At 68.3% G+C, this 18,412-nt stretch carries 17 protein-coding genes; 2 read left to right on the top strand and 15 right to left on the bottom strand.

Features of this window, described 5'->3' with window-relative positions:
* Nucleotides 1-19: 19 nt before the first annotated feature.
* The 11 genes from rplW to P3F85_RS02440 all read right to left on the bottom strand — a co-directional run bounded on the left by rplW (nt 20) and on the right by P3F85_RS02440 (nt 10,018).
* On the bottom strand, nt 20-319 hold the full coding sequence (rplW, locus tag P3F85_RS02490; RefSeq protein WP_090035902.1) for a 50S ribosomal protein L23: 300 nt from the start codon (nt 317-319) through the stop codon (nt 20-22).
* A complete protein-coding gene (gene rplD, locus P3F85_RS02485) occupies nt 319-969 on the bottom strand; it encodes a 50S ribosomal protein L4 (protein ID WP_374009685.1) in 651 nt (216 codons plus the stop codon). Before rplD ends, rplW begins: the two co-directional genes overlap by 1 nt.
* A gap of 4 nt (nt 970-973) precedes the next feature.
* On the bottom strand, nt 974-1,633 hold the full coding sequence (gene rplC / locus P3F85_RS02480; RefSeq protein ID WP_374009684.1) for a 50S ribosomal protein L3: 660 nt from the start codon (nt 1,631-1,633) through the stop codon (nt 974-976).
* A gap of 14 nt (nt 1,634-1,647) precedes the next feature.
* Complete coding sequence (gene rpsJ, locus P3F85_RS02475) at nt 1,648-1,956, bottom strand: 30S ribosomal protein S10 (RefSeq protein ID WP_018191969.1); 309 nt, start codon at nt 1,954-1,956, stop codon at nt 1,648-1,650.
* A gap of 416 nt (nt 1,957-2,372) precedes the next feature.
* Nucleotides 2,373-2,891, bottom strand: a complete 519-nt coding sequence (locus P3F85_RS02470; RefSeq protein WP_374009683.1) for a hypothetical protein — start codon at nt 2,889-2,891, stop codon at nt 2,373-2,375.
* A 947-nt stretch (nt 2,892-3,838) separates the two neighbouring features.
* Nucleotides 3,839-5,032 (bottom strand): elongation factor Tu, encoded by a 1,194-nt coding sequence (tuf, locus tag P3F85_RS02465; protein WP_374009682.1) that lies wholly within the window; start codon nt 5,030-5,032, stop codon nt 3,839-3,841.
* A gap of 114 nt (nt 5,033-5,146) precedes the next feature.
* Nucleotides 5,147-7,261 carry an elongation factor G gene (gene fusA / locus P3F85_RS02460; protein WP_374009681.1) on the bottom strand — a complete coding sequence of 705 codons (2,115 nt, stop codon included), beginning with the start codon at nt 7,259-7,261 and terminating at the stop codon, nt 5,147-5,149.
* Nucleotides 7,262-7,354: 93 nt separating this feature from the next.
* Nucleotides 7,355-7,825, bottom strand: a complete 471-nt coding sequence (rpsG, locus tag P3F85_RS02455) for a 30S ribosomal protein S7 (RefSeq protein ID WP_374009680.1) — start codon at nt 7,823-7,825, stop codon at nt 7,355-7,357.
* Nucleotides 7,825-8,199 (bottom strand): 30S ribosomal protein S12, encoded by a 375-nt coding sequence (gene rpsL / locus P3F85_RS02450; RefSeq protein ID WP_011186743.1) that lies wholly within the window; start codon nt 8,197-8,199, stop codon nt 7,825-7,827. Before rpsL ends, rpsG begins: the two co-directional genes overlap by 1 nt.
* A 375-nt stretch (nt 8,200-8,574) precedes the next feature.
* On the bottom strand, nt 8,575-9,621 hold the full coding sequence (locus P3F85_RS02445; protein WP_374009679.1) for a hypothetical protein: 1,047 nt from the start codon (nt 9,619-9,621) through the stop codon (nt 8,575-8,577).
* A gap of 100 nt (nt 9,622-9,721) precedes the next feature.
* Complete coding sequence (locus P3F85_RS02440; protein ID WP_374009678.1) at nt 9,722-10,018, bottom strand: WXG100 family type VII secretion target; 297 nt, start codon at nt 10,016-10,018, stop codon at nt 9,722-9,724.
* Between the two features lie 153 nt (nt 10,019-10,171).
* Here P3F85_RS02440 and P3F85_RS02435 point away from each other — a divergent pair, with 153 nt between their 5' ends.
* Complete coding sequence (locus P3F85_RS02435; RefSeq protein WP_374009677.1) at nt 10,172-10,930, top strand: hypothetical protein; 759 nt, start codon at nt 10,172-10,174, stop codon at nt 10,928-10,930.
* Here P3F85_RS02435 and P3F85_RS02430 read toward each other — a convergent pair.
* The 4 genes from P3F85_RS02430 to P3F85_RS02415 are packed head-to-tail and all read right to left on the bottom strand — an operon-like array spanning nt 10,887 to nt 13,762.
* Nucleotides 10,887-11,498 (bottom strand): hypothetical protein, encoded by a 612-nt coding sequence (locus P3F85_RS02430; protein ID WP_374009676.1) that lies wholly within the window; start codon nt 11,496-11,498, stop codon nt 10,887-10,889. The two genes, P3F85_RS02435 and P3F85_RS02430, sit on opposite strands and share 44 nt — an antisense overlap.
* Complete coding sequence (locus P3F85_RS02425; protein ID WP_374009675.1) at nt 11,495-12,115, bottom strand: hypothetical protein; 621 nt, start codon at nt 12,113-12,115, stop codon at nt 11,495-11,497. The genes P3F85_RS02430 and P3F85_RS02425 overlap by 4 nt, the downstream gene beginning before the upstream one ends.
* Nucleotides 12,116-12,128: 13 nt before the next feature.
* Nucleotides 12,129-13,481: a putative T7SS-secreted protein gene (locus tag P3F85_RS02420; protein WP_374009674.1), complete on the bottom strand. Its 1,353-nt coding sequence runs from the start codon at nt 13,479-13,481 to the stop codon at nt 12,129-12,131.
* Complete coding sequence (locus tag P3F85_RS02415; RefSeq protein WP_374009673.1) at nt 13,478-13,762, bottom strand: hypothetical protein; 285 nt, start codon at nt 13,760-13,762, stop codon at nt 13,478-13,480. The genes P3F85_RS02420 and P3F85_RS02415 overlap by 4 nt, the downstream gene beginning before the upstream one ends.
* Before the next feature lie 135 nt (nt 13,763-13,897).
* On the opposite strand from P3F85_RS02415, the gene P3F85_RS02410 reads away from it, so the two are divergent.
* Complete coding sequence (locus P3F85_RS02410) at nt 13,898-18,412, top strand: FtsK/SpoIIIE domain-containing protein (protein ID WP_374009672.1); 4,515 nt, start codon at nt 13,898-13,900, stop codon at nt 18,410-18,412.

Raw genomic sequence — 18,412 nt, 5'->3', positions numbered from 1 at the left:
TTTTCCTCTAGTCCTTCGCTTAGCCGACGGCCGTGAAGATGTCGATGGAACCGGACTTCAGCGTGACGATGGCACGCTTGGTGTCCTTGCGCTTGCCCTGACCGAACTTGGTCCGGCGAGTCTTGCCCTGACGGTTCAACGTGTTCACCGACGCGACCTCGACCTTGAAGATCGACTCGATGGCGAGCTTGATCTCGGTCTTGTTCGAACGCGGGTCGACCACGAAGGTGTACTTGCCTTCGTCGATCAGGCCGTAGCTCTTCTCGGAGACGACGGGGGCGATGATGACGTCGCGCGGGTCCTTGTTGACTGCGGCCATTACGCGTTCACCTCTTCCTTGTTGCTCTTGCTTGCGATGAACGCCTCAAGCGCGGCCTGCGAGAAGACGATGTCGTCGCTCACGAGAACGTCGTACGCGTTCAGCTGGTCGTACGTCAGCACGTGCACGGTCGGCACGTTGCGGACGCTCTTGAAGGCCAGCGTGTCGTCGCGCTCGAGCACGATGAGGACGTGCTTGGAGGTCGCGATGCCGCTGAGCAGGTCGACGACGGCCTTGGTCGAGGGCGCGTCACCGGCGGTGAAGGCCTGGACGGCGTGCAGACGGCTGCCGCGTGCGCGGTCCGAGAGGGCACCGAGCAGAGCAGCGGCGATCATCTTCTTCGGGGTGCGCTGGGCGTAACTGCGCGGCGTCGGGCCGTGCACGATGCCACCACCGGTCATCTGAGGAGCGCGGATCGAGCCCTGACGAGCGCGACCGGTGCCCTTCTGCTTGAACGGCTTGCGGCCGGCGCCGGACACCTCTCCACGGTTCTTGGTCTTGTGCGTGCCCTGACGCGCAGCGGCGAGCTGAGCGGTGACGACCTGGTGGATCAGCGGGATGTTGGTCTGAACGTCGAACAGGGAGTCCGGAAGCTCGACAGAGCCGGCCTTCTTGCCCTTGAGGTCGACGACGTCAATCGAGGTAGCCATGAACCTAGGCCCCCTTCACTGCGTTGCGGACGAAAACGATGCGGCCACGAGCGCCGGGAACGGCACCCTTGACCAGCAGCAGGCCCTTCTCGGCGTCGATGGCCTGGACCTTGAGGTTCAGGACGGTGACGCGCTCGCCACCCATGCGACCGGCCATGCGCATGCCCTTGAAGACACGGCTGGGGGTCGAGGAGGCGCCGATGGAGCCCGGCTTGCGGTGGTTGCGGTGCGCACCGTGCGAAGCGGAGACGCCCTTGAAGTTGTGGCGCTTCATGACACCGGAGAAGCCCTTACCCTTCGAGGTGCCGACGACATCGACCAGCTGGCCGATCTCGAAGGTGCCGTCGACGGTGAGCTCCTGGCCGGCCGCGTACTCGGCGGCGTTGGCGGTGCGGACCTCGGTGAGGTGGCGACGCGGGGTGACACCGGCCTTGTCGAAGTGGCCTGCGGAGGGCTTGTTCACCTTGCGCGGGTCGATCTGGCCGTAGGCGATCTGGACGGCGTTGTAGCCGTCGGCCTCGGGGGTGCGGACCTGGGTCACGACGTTCGGCGTGATCTCGATGACGGTCACGGGGATGAGCTTGTTGTTCTCGTCCCAGACCTGGGTCATTCCGAGCTTCTTGCCGAGGAGCCCCTGGGAGGTCTTGGTCTCAGAATTGGACATAGCGGCACTCCCCCTTAGAGCTTGATCTCGATGTTGACGTCGGCCGGCAGGTCGAGTCGCATGAGCGAGTCGACGGCCTTGGGCGTCGGGTCGATGATGTCGATCAGACGCTTGTGCGTGCGCATCTCGAAGTGCTCACGGCTGTCCTTGTACTTGTGGGGCGAACGGATGACGACCACCACGTTCTTCTCGGTGGGAAGCGGCACCGGGCCGACGACGGTAGCGCCTGCACGGGTGACCGTGTCGACGATCTTGCGCGCCGAGGTGTCGATGACCTCGTGGTCATACGACTTAAGCCGGATGCGGATCTTCTGTCCCGCCATGTCTGACTCTCTCTCTTGTTATGGCGTCGTACGAGACGGCTCTCTCGAGTCGTTCTTCGCATTGGACGCGGTGCAGCGTACGCGTGGGAAACGCCACTATTCTTCTGTCAACTCTTTCCGAACCTGTTGCAGGCACAGAGTTAGCCCCTGGCCTCTTGGGTGTTCGGATTGAGCGTGTCCTGCTGCCTGCGGCCTAACCTCATATCGCCATGACCGCGGATGAACACGGTGCGACGGGCTATGCACTGCCTGGCAGTGATCCGGTCTGCGCGCACACCTGCACGCGCGTTCCGAAATGTTGAACTAGACAAGTTTGCCAGATCGCGGCCAATGCTGCAACCCGGGCGTGTCGCGTCGGCGTGGCGGACGACTGCTGGGGTTCGTCGCAACCGCTGGTGGGCGCCGAGCGGCTCTGGTCACAAAACCTGGCGAACTCTCCACCCAGCGCGTCGATCGAGGGGGACGCCGGCCGAAGAGAGCAGGGCTGCGAGTGATCGTGGGTCCCTCGCTGTGGCCCATCGCCACCGCACGACGCGCAGGCCGAGCGCGCGGAGGCGGTCCTCGCGGATCTTCTCGTCCAGGACCACGCGGTCGGCGGTCCGTCCCCCGCGCAGCGCCGGATCGAGGTACTTTAGGTCTCCGTCCGCCTCCCCCACCACACCGAAATCCGACCAGTAGAAGTCGACATACCCGATCAGGCCTGCCGCATCCCGGAACGGAGTCTGCAGCTCCGGCTGCGGGACGCCGGCCGTGTGCATCGCTAAACGACTCACCGACTCCAGCGGGGAGCCGGAGCGCTCGTCCGCAAGGTCGATCACATCCAGCGCGCGACGATGTCCGCGCATGGGCTGAGCGCGGCGCCACGCCGCGTGCAGCTCCTCCCGGCCGGCGGAGATCCCGGTCACGTGGCGCCCGGCCCGGCGAAGGCGCAGCACGTGATCGGCTACCGCGACGGCGTCGCCAGTGGGGGCTATTCCCGCCAGGTCGACGGCCGTCCGCTCCGGCGACGTGCATCGTAAGCCTGCGACGTCGACGCAATCCTCCGGGGGCACTTCTGAAGCATGGGCGGTCACATTGCTGCCGGATCGCCCCCCGGTGCCGCGCGGGACCACGAGGTGGACCGACTCGGGCGGGGGTGCGATCAGTGGGAGGCCGAGCGCAGTGGCTGCGGACCAGTGCGAGAAGACGCATGGTTCTGGCCGGATGCGTGCCGCCGCGGACATCTTCAGGAGGTGACGCTCGCGGGGGTCGAGCCGGTCCCATTCGTCGCGGGAAACGTAGGCTCCCCGCGCCACGCGAACCTCGCTGCCTCGGACCGCTGCCCGCGCATGCTGTTGACGCGTCTCCGAGCGGTCTCGCAAGTCACGAACGAGAGTGAGGGCAGAATTCGCGTCGAGGTCCATGCCTCTCTTCCTACCGCCCACGATCCGACGTCACTATCCCGTACAACCGCTCTGTCAATACCTCTACCAGGACGGAAGCTGGGGACGACAGTCACCGCCGCACTTTGGAGCCAACGCCGCGGGGCGCGCACTGGCGTCTGGTACAACCGGCGGCGGACGCCGGGAACGCAGGAGCGGGGCCGGCGATGCCGGCCCCGCTCGGGTGGCGCCTCGCGCCGCCACCCAGCTGAATCTTCACGACCGCTATGCGGCCCCGGAACTTCCGTTGCGAGAACCTGTCAGCGGTGTGGGCTGGTTTGCGAGGCCGTGGGAATCCATAGGCGCTCCTCTCAACGACGGTAGCCGTCCCGGTTGAAACGGTGCGTCAATTGTCCGACGCCGAGGCCGCAAGGTAAACCCCCGTCCAGCGGACGGCCAGGAATGCGAAAGAGGGCCGGGCCCGAAGGCCCGACCCTCTCACAAGCGAGGTCGCGAAGGACTTACTTGCTGATCTTCGTGACGGTACCGGCGCCCACGGTGCGGCCACCCTCACGGATGGCGAAGCCGAGGCCCTCCTCCATGGCGATCGGCTGGATCAGCTCGACCGACATGTCGGTGGTGTCGCCGGGCATGACCATCTCGGTGCCCTCGGGCAGCGAGATGACGCCGGTGACGTCGGTGGTGCGGAAGTAGAACTGCGGACGGTAGTTCGTGTAGAAGGGGTTGTGACGGCCACCCTCATCCTTCGACAGGATGTAGGCGGTTCCCTCGAAGTTGGTGTGAGGGGTCACAGAACCCGGCTTCGCGACGACCTGACCGCGCTCGACATCCTCGCGCTTGGTACCGCGGAGGAGCAGACCACAGTTCTCGCCGGCCCAGGCCTCGTCGAGCTGCTTGTGGAACATCTCGATACCGGTGACCGTGGTCTTCTGCGTCGGGCGGATGCCGACGATCTCGACCTCGGAGTTGATGGCGAGGGTTCCGCGCTCGGCGCGACCGGTGACGACGGTGCCACGACCGGTGATCGTGAAGACGTCCTCGATCGGCATCAGGAACGGCTTGTCCTTGTCGCGCACCGGGTCCGGGATGGAGTCGTCGACGGCCTCCATGAGGTCGAGGATGGACTGGGTCCACTTCTCGTCGCCCTCGAGAGCCTTGAGGCCGGAGACGCGGATGACCGGGGCGTTGTCGCCGTCGAAGTCCTGGCTGGCGAGCAGCTCGCGGACCTCGAGCTCGACGAGCTCCAGGATCTCCTCGTCGTCGACCATGTCGGACTTGTTCAGCGCGACCAGCAGGTACGGCACGCCGACCTGCTTGGCGAGCAGCACGTGCTCACGCGTCTGAGCCATCGGGCCGTCGGTGGCGGCGACCACGAGGATCGCGCCGTCCATCTGGGCAGCACCGGTGATCATGTTCTTGATGTAGTCGGCGTGACCCGGGGCGTCGACGTGCGCGTAGTGGCGCTTCGGCGTCTCGTACTCGACGTGGGAGATGTTGATCGTGATACCACGCTGACGCTCTTCCGGAGCCGAGTCGATCGACGCGAAGTCGCGCTGAACGTTGGTCGCCGACGGGTACTTGTCAGCAAGCACCTTGGAGATCGCCGCGGTGAGCGTCGTCTTGCCGTGGTCGACGTGACCGATGGTTCCGATGTTCACGTGCGGCTTAGTCCGCTCGAACTTGGCCTTAGCCACTGTGGTCCTCCTCAGGACTCTCGTGCAGGGCCGCCGGTCGATGGATTTCGACCGGTGGATCTGCTGGATTGGTTTCTTATGTTACGGGATGTTGCCTGGGAGCAGCGACCGAGGTCACTCGCCCTTGCTCTTCTGGACGATCTCGTCGGCAACAGCCTTCGGGACCTCCGCGTAGCTGTCGAACTGCATCGAGTACACCGCGCGGCCCGAGGTCTTGGACCGCAGGTCGCCGATGTAGCCGAACATCTCGGACAGCGGGACGTTCGCACGAACGACCTTGACGCCGCTCGCGTCTTCCATGGACTGGATCTGTCCACGACGCGAGTTCAGGTCGCCGATGACGTCGCCCATGTACTCCTCCGGCGTGCGCACCTCGACCGCCATGAGCGGCTCGAGGAGCACCGGGTTCGCCTTGCGAGCAGCCTCTTTGTAGGCCATCGAGCCGGCGATCTTGAACGCCATCTCCGAGGAGTCGACGTCGTGCGCTGCACCGTCGAGGAGCGTCGCCTTGACGCCCACCGTCGGGAAGCCGGCGAGGACGCCGACCTGCATCGCGTCCTGGATGCCCGCGTCGACCGAGGGGATGTACTCGCGCGGGACGCGACCGCCGGAGACGGCGTTCACGAACTCGTACGAGGTCTCCGGGGTGACCTCGATGGGCTCCAGGCTGATCTGCACCTTTGCGAACTGACCGGATCCACCGGTCTGCTTCTTGTGGGTGTAGTCGTACTTCTCGACCGTACGGCGGAGCGTCTCGCGGTAGGCGACCTGGGGCTTGCCCACGTTCGCCTCGACGTTGAACTCGCGCTTCATGCGGTCGACGAGGATGTCGAGGTGGAGCTCGCCCATGCCCTTGATGACGGTCTGGCCGGTCTCCTGGTTCTGCTCGGTGCGGAACGTCGGGTCCTCTTCGGCCAGCTTCTGGATCGCGGTGCCCAGCTTCTCCTGGTCGGCCTTGGTCTTCGGCTCGATGGCCACCTCGATCACGGGCTCCGGGAAGGTCATCGACTCGAGCACGACCTGGTTGTCCGGGTCGCTCAGGGTGTCACCGGTGGTGGTGTCCTTGAGGCCGATCACCGCGTAGATGTTGCCGGCGGTGACGGAGTCGACGGGGATCTCCTTGTTGGCGTGCATCTGGAAGATCTTGCCGATGCGCTCCTTCTTGCCCTTGGTCGAGTTGATGACCTGGGCACCGGAGTCGAGACGGCCCGAGTAGACGCGCACGTAAGTGAGGCGACCGAAGAACGGGTGCACCGCGACCTTGAACGCCAGCGCCGAGAACGGCTCGGTGGCGTCGGCGTGACGCATGATGACCTGCTCCTCGTCGCGCGGGTTGTGCGCCTCGATGGCGGGCACGTCGAGCGGCGACGGGAGGTAGTCGATCACGGCGTCGAGCATCGGCTGGACACCGCGGTTCTTGAACGCGGAGCCGCAGAGGACCGGGTAGATCTCGTTGTTCACGGTCAGCTTGCGGATCGCTGCCTTGATCTCGGGGATCGTGATCTCTTCGCCGCCGAAGAACTTCTCGAGCAGGGCGTCGTCGGTCTCGGCGACGGTCTCGAGGAGACGGTTGCGGTACTCCTCGGCCTTCTCCTGCAGATCGGCCGGGATGTCCTGGACCTCGTACTTGGCGCCCATGGTGACATCACCCTTGGAGTCGCCGGGCCAGACCAGCGCGCGCATCTCGACCAGGTCGACGACGCCGACGAAGTCGGACTCGGAACCGATCGGGAGCTGCATCACCAGCGGCTTGGCGCCGAGGCGGGAGACGATGGTGTCGACGGTGAAGTAGAAGTCGGCGCCGAGCTTGTCCATCTTGTTGACGAAGCAGATGCGCGGGACGACGTACTTGTCGGCCTGACGCCACACAGTCTCCGACTGGGGCTCAACGCCCTCCTTCGCGTCGAAGACGGCGACGGCACCGTCGAGCACGCGGAGCGAACGCTCCACCTCGACCGTGAAGTCGACGTGACCCGGGGTGTCGATGATGTTGATCTGGTTCTTGTTCCAGAAGCAGGTGACGGCCGCGGACGTGATGGTGATGCCGCGCTCCTTCTCCTGCTCCATCCAGTCGGTGGTCGAGGCGCCGTCGTGCGTCTCGCCGATCTTGTGGTTGACGCCCGTGTAGAACAGGATGCGCTCGGTCGTGGTGGTCTTGCCGGCATCGATGTGGGCCATGATGCCGATGTTGCGGACCTTGTTCAGGTCGGTGAGCACGTCCTGTGCCACAGGGTTCCTCCGAAAAGTTGAAAGTGAGGGGGTGTCGTCCGGGCGCGGCACGCTGCGGTGCTGCGCCCGGACGGACGCCGTTTGTGCTGGTGATTACCAGCGGTAGTGAGCGAAGGCCTTGTTGGACTCGGCCATCTTGTGCGTGTCCTCGCGGCGCTTGACAGCGGCGCCGAGACCGTTGGACGCATCCAGGATCTCGTTCTGGAGACGCTCGGTCATCGTCTTCTCGCGACGACCCTTTGCGTAGCTGGTGAGCCAGCGGAGCGCCAGCGTGTTGGCGCGGTGCGGCTTGACCTCGACCGGCACCTGGTAGGTCGAGCCACCGACGCGGCGGCTGCGGACCTCGAGGGTCGGGCGGACGTTGTCGAGAGCCTTCTTCAGAACGACGACCGCATCCTGACCGGACTTGGTGCCGACGCCTTCGAGCGCGTCATAGACGATGCGCTCGGCGAGGCCCTTCTTGCCGTCGAGGAGGATCTTGTTGACGAGCTGGCTGACGACCGGTGCACCGTATACGGGGTCGGCGACGACGGGGCGCTTGGGAGCTGGACCCTTGCGAGGCATTACTTCTTCTCCATCTTCGCGCCGTAACGGCTGCGAGCCTGCTTGCGGTTCTTGACGGCCTGGGTGTCGAGTGCGCCACGGACGATCTTGTAGCGAACACCGGGCAGGTCCTTCACACGACCGCCGCGGACGAGCACCATCGAGTGCTCCTGCAGGTTGTGGCCCTCACCGGGGATGTAGGCGGTGACCTCGGTCCCGTTCGACAGCTTCACGCGGGCGACCTTGCGGAGCGCCGAGTTCGGCTTCTTGGGGGTGGTGGTGTAGACACGGGTGCACACGCCGCGCTGCTGCGGGTTGGCCTTCAGGGCGGGAGCCTTGGTCTTGGTGACCTTCGGCGTCCGTCCCTTTCGGACCAACTGCTGAATGGTTGGCACTGAACTTCTCCTTTTATGGACTGCACGGTGACAGTTGTTGCATTGACCCCAGGAGCCACCGACCCGTTGGACGGGCGCGGAAGTTCTCGGGGGGATCGGCCGACAGGCGTTGTCCGCCAGCCGATATGCCGTGGGGGCCGGGATCCCGTGCGGTCTCCCTGCCCATCGGATGAGTACGTGCCGGCCCGCTCAGCTCGTGCCCCCTCTGAGCCGAAAGCTCGGAGGGCATGAGGCAAGCGCGCATCAGAGCGCACACCCGATAAATACTATCCGCCGCACCCCTCGTGGTCAAATGGACGACAGCCCCCGAGCGCCCTGTCCGCGCAGGGCGAAACCCCCGGCACCACCCGGGGGGACGAGCCCCTGCGGACGGACTCAGCCGTGGGCCGAGCCGTCGCCCAGGTACGGGTTGAAGACGGGGCCGTCGCCCGTGAACGTGACGGCGCCCGTGTATGAGAAGGGGATGTCCTGCGTCGTCACCTGCGCGGTGGCGCCGTCAGCCAGCCGGGTCAGGGTCGCGGTGGCCTTGACCGCGCCGCCGTCGCCGCGCACGGCGAAGCCGCCGTCGGCCCAGAGGCTCTCGACGTGGACATCGGGACGGGCGTCCAGCGTCCAGCGGAAGTTGCTCGCGCGGACTCCGTTCACCGTCTCGTCCTTGACCAGGAACGGGCAGTTGGCGGGTGCGGCATCCTGTGTGGCGAGGCAGGCGTCGAGCCAGGACTCGACGGCGCCCTCGGCGTGCGTCCATCCGGTGTCCGACAGCTGGGCCGCGAAGATCGTGGGCGTCAGGGTGGTCCCGACGGCGTGCGAGATGGCGACGCCGTTGTTGATGGTGAAGTCGGTGCTCGAGGACGAAACCTTCACCGGGTAACTGCCCGGCAGCGCCCGGAGGCTCACCGAGTTCGCCGACGTGTGCGGTCTGATGCCGGCGACGGTGTAGGTGATGCCGGCCGGGCCGTCCACCTCCACCTGGACGGTGTCTGTGGTCACGGGTGCCAGCTTCCACAGCGCGAGCCACGGCAGCCCGCCCGAGCGCTGGACGTGGAACACGCGGTGGTACGGACGGTCGCCCTGCTGCACCGTCGCCTCCACCGTCGTGACGCCGGCGCGGGTCACCGGCTTGCCAACGGTGAAGGAGGTGATGCGGTCTGTGGCCTGCTTGTAGGCGGTGTCGGTGAGGAGGATGTCGCCCGATCGGGCGGTGATCCCGCCGAACCTCATGGCTTCGCTCGCTTTGCCGTGGGCCAGCGCATCCAGGTAGCGGGCGACGACGGTGCGCGGCAGGTCCTGCGCCGCGGCGATCGTTGCCACGGAGAATGCAGCGCCTGCCGCGGTGGTCAGCACGGCCGCGGCGCCGAGCGCCCACCAGTACCAGCGCACCCGTGACCGTCGCGCGGGCGCGGCAGCAGACTCGGAACTCATGGTTTCCCCCTTCGACCAGTCGTCAGCCTAGAGGGCAACAACCAGCGAGCGCGGGCACCCGTTCGGGGTACCCGCGCTCGTAGGCGTTCGTGGAGTGGGCTCAGCCGCCGATGCCCTTGGCCAGCTCGCTGTCGACGTTCTGGAGCGCGTCAGCGGCCTTTGTGAGGAACTGCGACATGCCGTCGAGCCCGTTCACCGCCTCCGTCGTGCCCTTGGTGAACTGCTCGTAGGAGGTGTGGAAGGCTCCCGACGCCTGATCGGTGACGAAGCCGCCGTTGACGAGCCCGTTCACCAGGTTCTGCAGCTCATGGAGCTTCGCGGTGATGTCGTCCTTGCCCGCGGTCAGGCGGTTCGCGGCGTCGGTCATCTCGCCGTACGTGACATTCATGTTGGCCATGACGGTCCTTATCCCTTCGGTTCGAAAGAGGCCGTACCCCCGGGGCCGACCAGCTACGTCCACCTAACCAGGCCGGACGGAGGGACGGAATGGGGACCACTCCCCATGCGCCCGGGTTCACCCCCGCAGGGCCAGCGGGATAGCCTGGCAGCCATGCCGTCGTACAGCCCGATGAAGCCGAATGCGAACTCTGCCGCCGCACGCGCCGGGCGGCCGCGCTCCGACCGGGCGTCGACTCCCCCGTCCGGCGCGGCGCGCGCGCTGCGGCCGTTCGGCTACCTGCTCGTAGCGCTGGTGTGGACCGCCCTCAGCATCGTCACGCTGCTCCTCCCGGCGGCTCTGCCGTTCGCGCTGTGGAGCACGAATCCCGACTTCAGCTCTCGGGAGTTCGTCACCGGCGGGGACGTGGTCCCGACCGTGCTGTTCCTGGTCTTCGCGGTCGTCGTGCTGGTTCCGCTTCTCGGCTATGCGTTCGTCGCTCTTCCGCTCGCGTCCGTGCCGCTGGCCGTGCTGGCGTGGACGTATGTCGGGCGCAGCCTGCTGCCCGGTTACGCCGGCGAGCGCCTGTCGAGCACGGGATGGTCCCGGAACGTGATCGGGCCGCCGACCCTGGGGCCGACGGCGCTCTCGCTGCTGCCGGTCCGGCTGACCCCGTGGACGCGGTTCTGGACGGAACTGATGCTGCTCGGCTGGCGGCCGAACCGCGGCATCCTCGTGGCGGGCATCCCCTACGGTCTCGCATCGTTCGCCGTAGCCGGCTGGCTGTTCTGGCCGGTCGGCACGGTCGGCGTGGCCGTGTGGAGCGTCGTCACCGCCGCCCTCGTCGTCGCGAGCGTCGTGCTGGTGGTGCGGGCATACCGGCAGCGCGTCAGCGGCCGCCGGTCGTCGCCGCAAGCGGTGCGCGGAAGCTGATCGAGTCGATCATCGCGTCGAACAGCTCCAGGTAGAGGTCGGGCGCTGTGGCCATCGGGGCGTTGATGCGCGCGTGGATGAGTCGCTCGCCTCCCGGGGCCGCGAAGCGGTAGTCCGCGATCAACTCGGGCGCCGACTGCTCCTCGTAGGTGGTCTGCCGGATCGTGGAACGCCGTCGGACGGCTCCCAGCGACAGGTCGAGCGCGTCGTCGTCCGGGAAGCAGCGCGCGAGCCGGGTTGCGATGTCCGTCTCCGGCTCCTGAGCGGTGGGCCACTCCTCCCGCGCCAGCACGATGGATGCGGGGAACGGCACGCCTGGCAGGATCTCCAGCGACAGGGCCAGCGCGAACGCCGCGCTGTCGTTCGCGAGGGCGACCAATCGCTCCAGCTCGGTCTTGGCCGTGCGCCGCACCCGGGCCAGCCGGTCGGCGCGTCCCACGCGCTCCGAGACGAGGCGCTGGATGCGGCGGGCAGCCGCCTCGTCGTCGTGGAGCGGGATCATGGCCCAGGTTCCGGGGAAGACGATGGTCAGTTCCTCCCCGAGGGAGGTCAGGTGCGTGTCGGTCATGCGAACTCTCCCAGCGTGACGCGCAGCGAGTCGGCGATCTCCTGCGTCTCCTCGACCATGTCGGCGAACCCGCCGACGAAGGCCGACCGGAAGACCATCTGGAACGCCTGCGCCGAGCCGACCGGGAAGATCGCGAACACGACCCGCTGCTCGAGGAGGGCGTCCCCCGCATCCTCGTCGGCGATCGCCGTCAGGTGGGTGAAGCCGACCAGCTCGCCGGTCGCGTGGGCGGTGCGCCAGGAGCGATAGCCGACGATCTCGTAGCCGGGCTCACGGTGCGCACCCTCCGCGTCCGCTGCAGCGAGGTAGCTCTCCGGGGTGTCGTCGATCTCCAAGTGGAGCAGCTCCACCGTCTGGAAGGCGTTGAGCACCCCGGCGGCCGGCACGGGGATGTAGACCCGTGCCCGCGTGGCGCCGGTCGGGTCCTCGGCGTGCAGGACCCGCTGCAGCGCACGCAGACGCTCCGTCAGGTCGCCGCCGAGGGCGCCGGCGTCAAGGGAGGCGACCAGGCGCTCCGGCCAGTCCTCGCTGCCGTGGTCCCCCAGCAGCTCGACGTCGAACCAGCCGTCCGGCGCCTCGAACGAGAAGTCGACGATGTCCTGCGAGCGCAGTGTCATATGCGGTTACCCCTCAGCCGTTGTGACTCTTGTACGTCGGAACATACGTGTTGCCCTGGTCGATCGCGAATTTCTGAAGGTCGACGCTCGGCAGCTGCGGAAGGTCGGTGTGGTTCCGGCCGCCGTCGAGCTTGTTGACGATGGAGTCGACCTTGCCCGGTGCATTCACCAGCTCCACGCCCTTGTTGAGCAACGCGGACCCCTGGTGGTAGGCCGCGACCACGGTGAGCGGGTTGAGCTCGCGGGCGCCGATGTCGTGCGAGACGGCGCGGACCACGTTCTGGTCGATCCCGAGCAGGGCGCGCATCGCCTTCGCCTTGTCGGCGCCGTTCGTGACGAGCGCCTTGTACGCCTCGCGCTGGGCTGCACCGGAGTCGCCGGCCGCCTTCCAGATGTTGAGGTCCTTCGCCGGGTTCTGGAACAGCTTGGTGGTGGCCGACTTCATCAGCCGCTTGCCCATCTGCATTTTGAGGATGGCGTTCGGGCTGGTGTGGACGCCGCCGACCATCTTGGGCACGCGAGCCAGCCCCTTGATCCGCGCCGCCTTGCCGAGGAACGCGAAGATGCGGCCGCCGAAGACGCTGAGCACGACGGTGACGGCGGCACCAAGGACGTCGAGGAAGCTGCCCTCGCCGTTCGCGAACTTCACCACCGCGTCCACCAGCTTGATGATGGACGCGACGATAGCGATCACCGCGAGCACCTGGCCGAGGACGGGCACCCAGGCCAGGAAGATGGCGAGCACGCCGGCGATGTCGCCGATCGTGCTGATCACATCCATCACCTTGTCCCAGAACCCGGGGTTCTTGAGGCCGTTGTTGTGGTGGTCCACGACGTCGACGATGGCGTCCACCGCCTTCTCGGCGGCGCGGTTCTTCTTGTCGCGTGCGTCGTACCACGCCCGGTGGGCCGCCTGCAGCGCGGCGTTCGCGTCACGCGCCGCGTCGTCGGCCGAGTCGGCCGCCTTCCCCGCGGTCGAGGCGTCCTCCGGCTTCGCCTTCTGGGCGTCGGCGTGGGCGGTGGTCGCGGCGGTGTGCGCGGCATCGGCGGCGTTCTGCTTCTGGTCGATCAGGGCGATGGCCGCGGTCGCGTCGTCCTGTGCCTCGCGCAGTTCGGCGGCGTAGGCGATGAGCGCCGCCGCCGTCTTCGCGTAGCGGTCCTTGGCCTTGTTGATGTCGTCGGCGGTGTCCTTCGACATCTCCTGCAGCTTGGACACGGCCTGCGACTTATAGCCGTCGACGTCGTGGATCTTGTTCAGCTCCTTGACGGACCGCTGGATGGCCTCGCCGATGGCCTGGTAGTGCCGCGCCTTCGACTCCAGGACATCGGGGTCGCCGGTCAGCGGCTGGAACTCCCTGTCGCTCACTTCTTCTCCAATGCTTTGGCGAGGTCGCCGTCCACCTTCACGAAGTTGTCGGCGACCGCGGCGATGACCTGCTGGACGTTCTTGACGTTCTCGGTCATGTCCTTGCGCTTCTCGTTCCACTTGTGGGCGAAGTCGCGGACGTGGCTGTGCAGGTCGTCGTGACCGGTGGCGTCCGCGACGGCGTCGCTGAAGTCGTCCGCGTTCTGGAACTCGCGCACCACGGCGTCGAGGTCGTCACGCAGCTGCACCAGCTCGTCCAGCTTGAGTACGAGATCGGACACTGTTCCTCCCCTGTCGGTCCCGGCCGCCGAAGTCTCGGCCATCCTGCCTTCAGCACCGTACCGGTGGTCCAGCGGGAGGGCGATGGGGAGCGGTCCCCATCCACCCGTGTCGCAGGGACTGGGTATGGTGCTGAGGTGCGCCTGAAACTGACCCTCGCCCGCCCGTCCGGCAGCAGCGACGACATCGTCGTGACGGCTGACGCGGCGGCCAGCATCTCGGAGGTCGCCGCGACCATCGCGCGCATCGACCCCCGGCGCACCGGGCCGGTCGCCGCCCCGGGTGCGCTCACGCTGCGCGCGCAGCTTCCCGGCCAGGCGGACCCGCTCATCCTGCCGCCGGACGCCCCGGTCGGGGAGGCCTGGATCGGGAGCGGCGCGACAGTGGCCCTCGCCGACGCCGGCCTCCACTACGCCCCGCCGGAGCTCGGGGATGTGCCGGTCGTCGCCACACTGCGGGTGCTCACCGGCGCGCAGGCCGGCAGAGAGTTCCCGTTGCGGGCGGGCACGACGGTGCTGGGCCGCGACGAGTCGTGCGACATCGTACTGGAGGACGCCCTCGTGTCCAAGCGCCACGTGCGGTTCGAAGCGGGGGACGGCGTCGAGGTCGTCGACCTGGGATCGGCGAACGGGGTCGTCGTCGACGGCGGCCTGGTGACGCGCTTCACCGTGCGTCGCACCGAGACGCTGCTGCTCGGCGACACCGAGGTGGAGCTGGAGGTGCGGGCCGCATCGGAGCTGCCGGCCGCGACGCCCACGGCCGGTCCGGTGTTCTTCAACCGGTCGCCGCGCGTCGAGCGCCGCTACGCGGGTCAGGTCTTCCAGGCGCCCGAGGTGCCCGGGGAGAAGGACGACCCGCCCTTCCCGCTGCTCGCGATGATCACGCCGCTGCTGCTCGGCGGAGCCATGTTCGCGCTGACCCGCCAGCCGACGACACTGCTGTTCGTGCTGCTGTCGCCGGTGATGCTGGTGGGCAACTACATCAGCGGCCGGTCACGCGGCAAACGCAAGCTCAAGAAGCAGATCGCCGCCTTCGAGCAGCGGCTCGAGGCTCTCTCCACCAAGCTCGAGCAGGAGCGGCGGACGGAGGTCGAGCTGCGCAGGGCCGAGACGCCGACGACCGCCGATGCGCTGGCGGAGGCCGTCCGCCGCGGCCCGCTGCTCTGGACCCGGCGGCCCGAGCACTGGTCGTTCCTCAACCTCCAGCTCGGCCGGGGATCCATGCGCTCGCGCAACACCGTGCAGGCGGTCGACCGCGCGGAGCTGATCGTCGAGTTCCAGGAGCGGTTGGATGCCGTCATCGCCGCCAACGAACGGGTCGACGACGTGCCCGTGCTCGACAACCTGTACGAGTCAGGGGCGCTCGGCATCGCCGGACCCGCCGACCTCATCGCCGGGTCGGTCAACTCCGTGCTCGTGCAGCTGACCGCGCTCCACTCCCCCGCCGAACTGGCCGTCGCGGCTCTCGTCTCACCGCGCTGGTCGCGCGAACTCGGCTGGCTCAAGTGGATGCCGCACACCTCCTCCCCGCACAGCCCGCTGCCCGGCGGTCACCTCGCCGACAGTGCGTCCAGCGCGGCCGGCGTACTGAGCGCGCTCGAAGGTCTGGTCGAGGAACGCCTCGCCGACGCCCGGCGCACGCGGCAGCGCCGTGGCGCCATGGAGCAGGAGCGCGCGGCCCTGGAGCGCGGGGCCGATGTCGGCCGGTCGCAGACCACCGACGGGACGCCATCGCCGGTTCCCGCGGTCGTGGTCGTGATCTCGGACGATGTGGCCGTCGACCGGGCTCGCCTCGTACAACTGGCCGAGACGGCCGCCGATGCGGGCGTCTTCCCGATCTGGGTCTCCGACGACGTCACCACGCTGCCCGCGGTGTGCCGTACGTTCCTGCACCACACCGATCACCCGCACCGGGCGCGAGCGGGATTCGTCCGCCTGGGCGAGACGGTCGACGACGTCGTCACCGAGCCGGTCACCGCCGCGATGGCGCTGGACTACGCCAAGCGGATGGCACCGGTGATCGACGCAGGCGCCCTGGTCGCCGACGCGAGCGACCTGCCGCGCTCCATCTCGCTGGTGAGCCTGCTCGGCCACGAGCTGACGGAGTCGTCGAGCGCCGTGGTCGACCGCTGGCGGCAGAACGCGTCCATCCACGACCGCAGTTCGGGGGCTCGGCCCGTGCGCCGCCGACCCGGTACGCTGCGCGCGACCATCGGCTCGGCCGGCGTCGACGCCATGCACCTCGACCTGCGCACGCAGGGACCGCACGCCCTCGTCGGCGGCACCACCGGAGCGGGCAAGAGCGAGTTCCTGCAGGCGTGGGTGCTCGGGATGGCCGCCGAATACAGCCCCGATCGGGTCACCTTCCTCTTCGTCGACTACAAGGGCGGCTCGGCGTTCGCCGACTGCGTCAGCCTCCCGCACTGCGTCGGGCTGGTCACCGACCTCAGCCCGCACCTCGTCCGGCGGGCGCTGACCAGCCTCCGGGCCGAACTGCATCATCGCGAGCACCTGCTCAACCGCAAGAAGGCGAAAGACCTGCTGGAGCTGGAGAAGCGCGGCGACCCGGACAGCCCTCCCGCGCTGGTGCTCGTCATCGACGAGTTCGCGGCCCTGGTCGGAGAGGTCCCGGAGTTCGTGGACGGCGTGGTCGACATCGCTCAGCGCGGACGCTCGCTCGGCATCCACCTCATCATGGCCACTCAGCGTCCCGCGGGTGTCATCAAGGACAACCTGCGCGCCAACACCAACCTGCGCATCGCGTTGCGCATGGCCGACGAGTCGGACAGCCAGGACGTCGTCGGAGTGCCCGATGCCGGGCACTTCGATCCGGGGATCCCCGGCCGCGGCCTCGCCAAGACCGGACCGGGACGCCTCGTGCGCTTCCAGTCCGCGTACGGCGGCGGCTGGACCACCCGCGAGCCGGAGCGGGCAGGCGTGGAGGTCTCCGAGCTCCGGTTCGGCGGCGAGGTGCGCTGGGAGGAGGAGCGTCCCGCCGACGAGCCCGAACGCGACCTCGGCCCCACGGACCAGCAGCGCCTGGTCTCGTCGATCGTGAGCGCGCAGGCCGCCGCGCGCATCCCGGCCCCCCGCCGGCCGTGGCTGGACGAACTGGCGACCGCGTACGACCTGGGGCTGCTGCGGCAGCGCACCGATGCCGAGCTCCTGCTGGGCGTCTCCGACATCCCGGACCGCCAGGAGCAGCGTCCCGTCTACTTCCAGCCCGACGTCGACGGCAACATCGCGATCTACGGCACCGGCGGATCCGGCAAGTCCACCGTGCTGCGCACGCTGGCGTCGGCCGCTGCGATCACCCCGCGCGGCGGGCCCGTGCACGTGTACGGACTCGACTTCGGTGCGGGCAGCCTGCGGATGCTGGAGAAGCTGCCGCATGTCGGCTCGGTCATCCCGGGCGACGATCCGGAGCGCATCATCCGCCTGTTCCGGATGCTCAAGGAGACGCTGGAGGACCGCGGCCCGCGCTTCGCCGAGGCGAACGCCTCGAGCATCACCGAGTACCGGTCGCTGACCGGACGGCAGGACGAGCCGCGCATCCTGCTGCTGGTGGACGGGTTCCCCGCCTTCCGCGAGGACTTCGAGATCCCCGCAGGGCGGTCGCAGTGGTACGACGTGTTCCGCGACCTGCTGGCCGACGGGCGGCGCCTCGGCCTCCACGTCGCCCTCACCGGCGACCGAGCGGGTGCGGTGCCGACCGCCATCGGCTCGCTCGTGCAGCGCCGCGTCGTACTGCGGCTGGCGGAGGACGGCTACGGGATGCTCGACGTGCCGAGCGACATCCTCTCGCCCGCCTCCCCTCCCGGCCGGGCCATCGTCGACGGGTACGAGACGCAGGTTGCGGTGCTCGGCGGCTCCCGCGCGGTCGCTGACCAGTCGGAGGCAGTGCGGCGGCTCGCCGAGGCGATGGAGCGCGCGGGCATCCCGCACGCTCCGGTGGTCGGATCGATGCCGAAAGAGCTGGCTCCGGCGACCCTGCCGGACAGCGTCGACGGCCGTCCCGTGCTCGGGATCGGCGACCTGGACCTCGGGCCGCTCGGCTTCGAGCCGTTCGGGACGCTGCTCATCGCCGGGCCGCCGGCGAGCGGGCGGACCACCGCGCTCGCGGCCGTCGCCGATGCCGTCGCCCGCTTCGACCCCGAGACGCGCCTGTACTACATCGGCAGCGCCCGCTCCCCGCTCTCCGCGTCCGGCCTCTGGACCGACCGCGCGCTCACCCCGGCGGAGGCCGCGGAACTGGCGAAGGACCTGGCCGTAGCGGTCGCCGACCCGGACACCGAGGGGAGGATCGCGGTGTTCGTGCAGAGCATCGCCGACTTCCTGCAGACGCCCGCGGACTCCCCCATCGTGGAGCTGGCCCGCGCCATCCGGCGCAGCGACCACCTGCTCGTCGCCGAGGCCGAGTCGAGTGCCTGGGGCACCTCCTGGCCCCTGCTCGGCGAGGTCAAGAACGGCCGTCGCGGGCTGCTGCTGCAACCGGACTCGATCGAAGGCGACCTGCTGCTGAAGACGCCGCTGCCGCGGCTGAACCGCTCGGAGTTCCCCCCGGGACGCGGCGTGTTCATCCAGAAGGGCGGCTTCACGCGGGTGCAGGTGCCGCTGGTGGATGCCTCGCTGCCGGCGCGCGTGCGCGTCTAG

The sequence above is a fragment of the Leifsonia sp. T36S-04 genome (assembly GCF_042465655.1).
Lineage (GTDB): Bacteria > Actinomycetota > Actinomycetes > Actinomycetales > Microbacteriaceae > Leifsonia.
Note: the sequence above shows the minus strand (reverse complement) of the source record. Positions and strands in the feature narration are given on the sequence as shown.

What these genes read in the sequence shown, in the direction of transcription:
- rplW (WP_090035902.1), bottom strand. Translation starts at nt 319, where the DNA reads ATGGCCGCAGTCAACAAGGACCCGCGCGACGTCATCATCGCCCCCGTC.
- rplD (WP_374009685.1), bottom strand. Translation starts at nt 969, where the DNA reads ATGGCTACCTCGATTGACGTCGTCGACCTCAAGGGCAAGAAGGCCGGC.
- rplC (WP_374009684.1), bottom strand. Translation starts at nt 1,633, where the DNA reads ATGTCCAATTCTGAGACCAAGACCTCCCAGGGGCTCCTCGGCAAGAAG.
- rpsJ (WP_018191969.1), bottom strand. Translation starts at nt 1,956, where the DNA reads ATGGCGGGACAGAAGATCCGCATCCGGCTTAAGTCGTATGACCACGAG.
- rpsG (WP_374009680.1), bottom strand. Translation starts at nt 7,825, where the DNA reads ATGCCTCGCAAGGGTCCAGCTCCCAAGCGCCCCGTCGTCGCCGACCCC.
- P3F85_RS02445 (WP_374009679.1), bottom strand. Translation starts at nt 9,621, where the DNA reads ATGAGTTCCGAGTCTGCTGCCGCGCCCGCGCGACGGTCACGGGTGCGC.
- P3F85_RS02440 (WP_374009678.1), bottom strand. Translation starts at nt 10,018, where the DNA reads ATGGCCAACATGAATGTCACGTACGGCGAGATGACCGACGCCGCGAAC.
- P3F85_RS02435 (WP_374009677.1), top strand. Translation starts at nt 10,172, where the DNA reads ATGCCGTCGTACAGCCCGATGAAGCCGAATGCGAACTCTGCCGCCGCA.
- P3F85_RS02430 (WP_374009676.1), bottom strand. Translation starts at nt 11,498, where the DNA reads ATGACCGACACGCACCTGACCTCCCTCGGGGAGGAACTGACCATCGTC.
- P3F85_RS02425 (WP_374009675.1), bottom strand. Translation starts at nt 12,115, where the DNA reads ATGACACTGCGCTCGCAGGACATCGTCGACTTCTCGTTCGAGGCGCCG.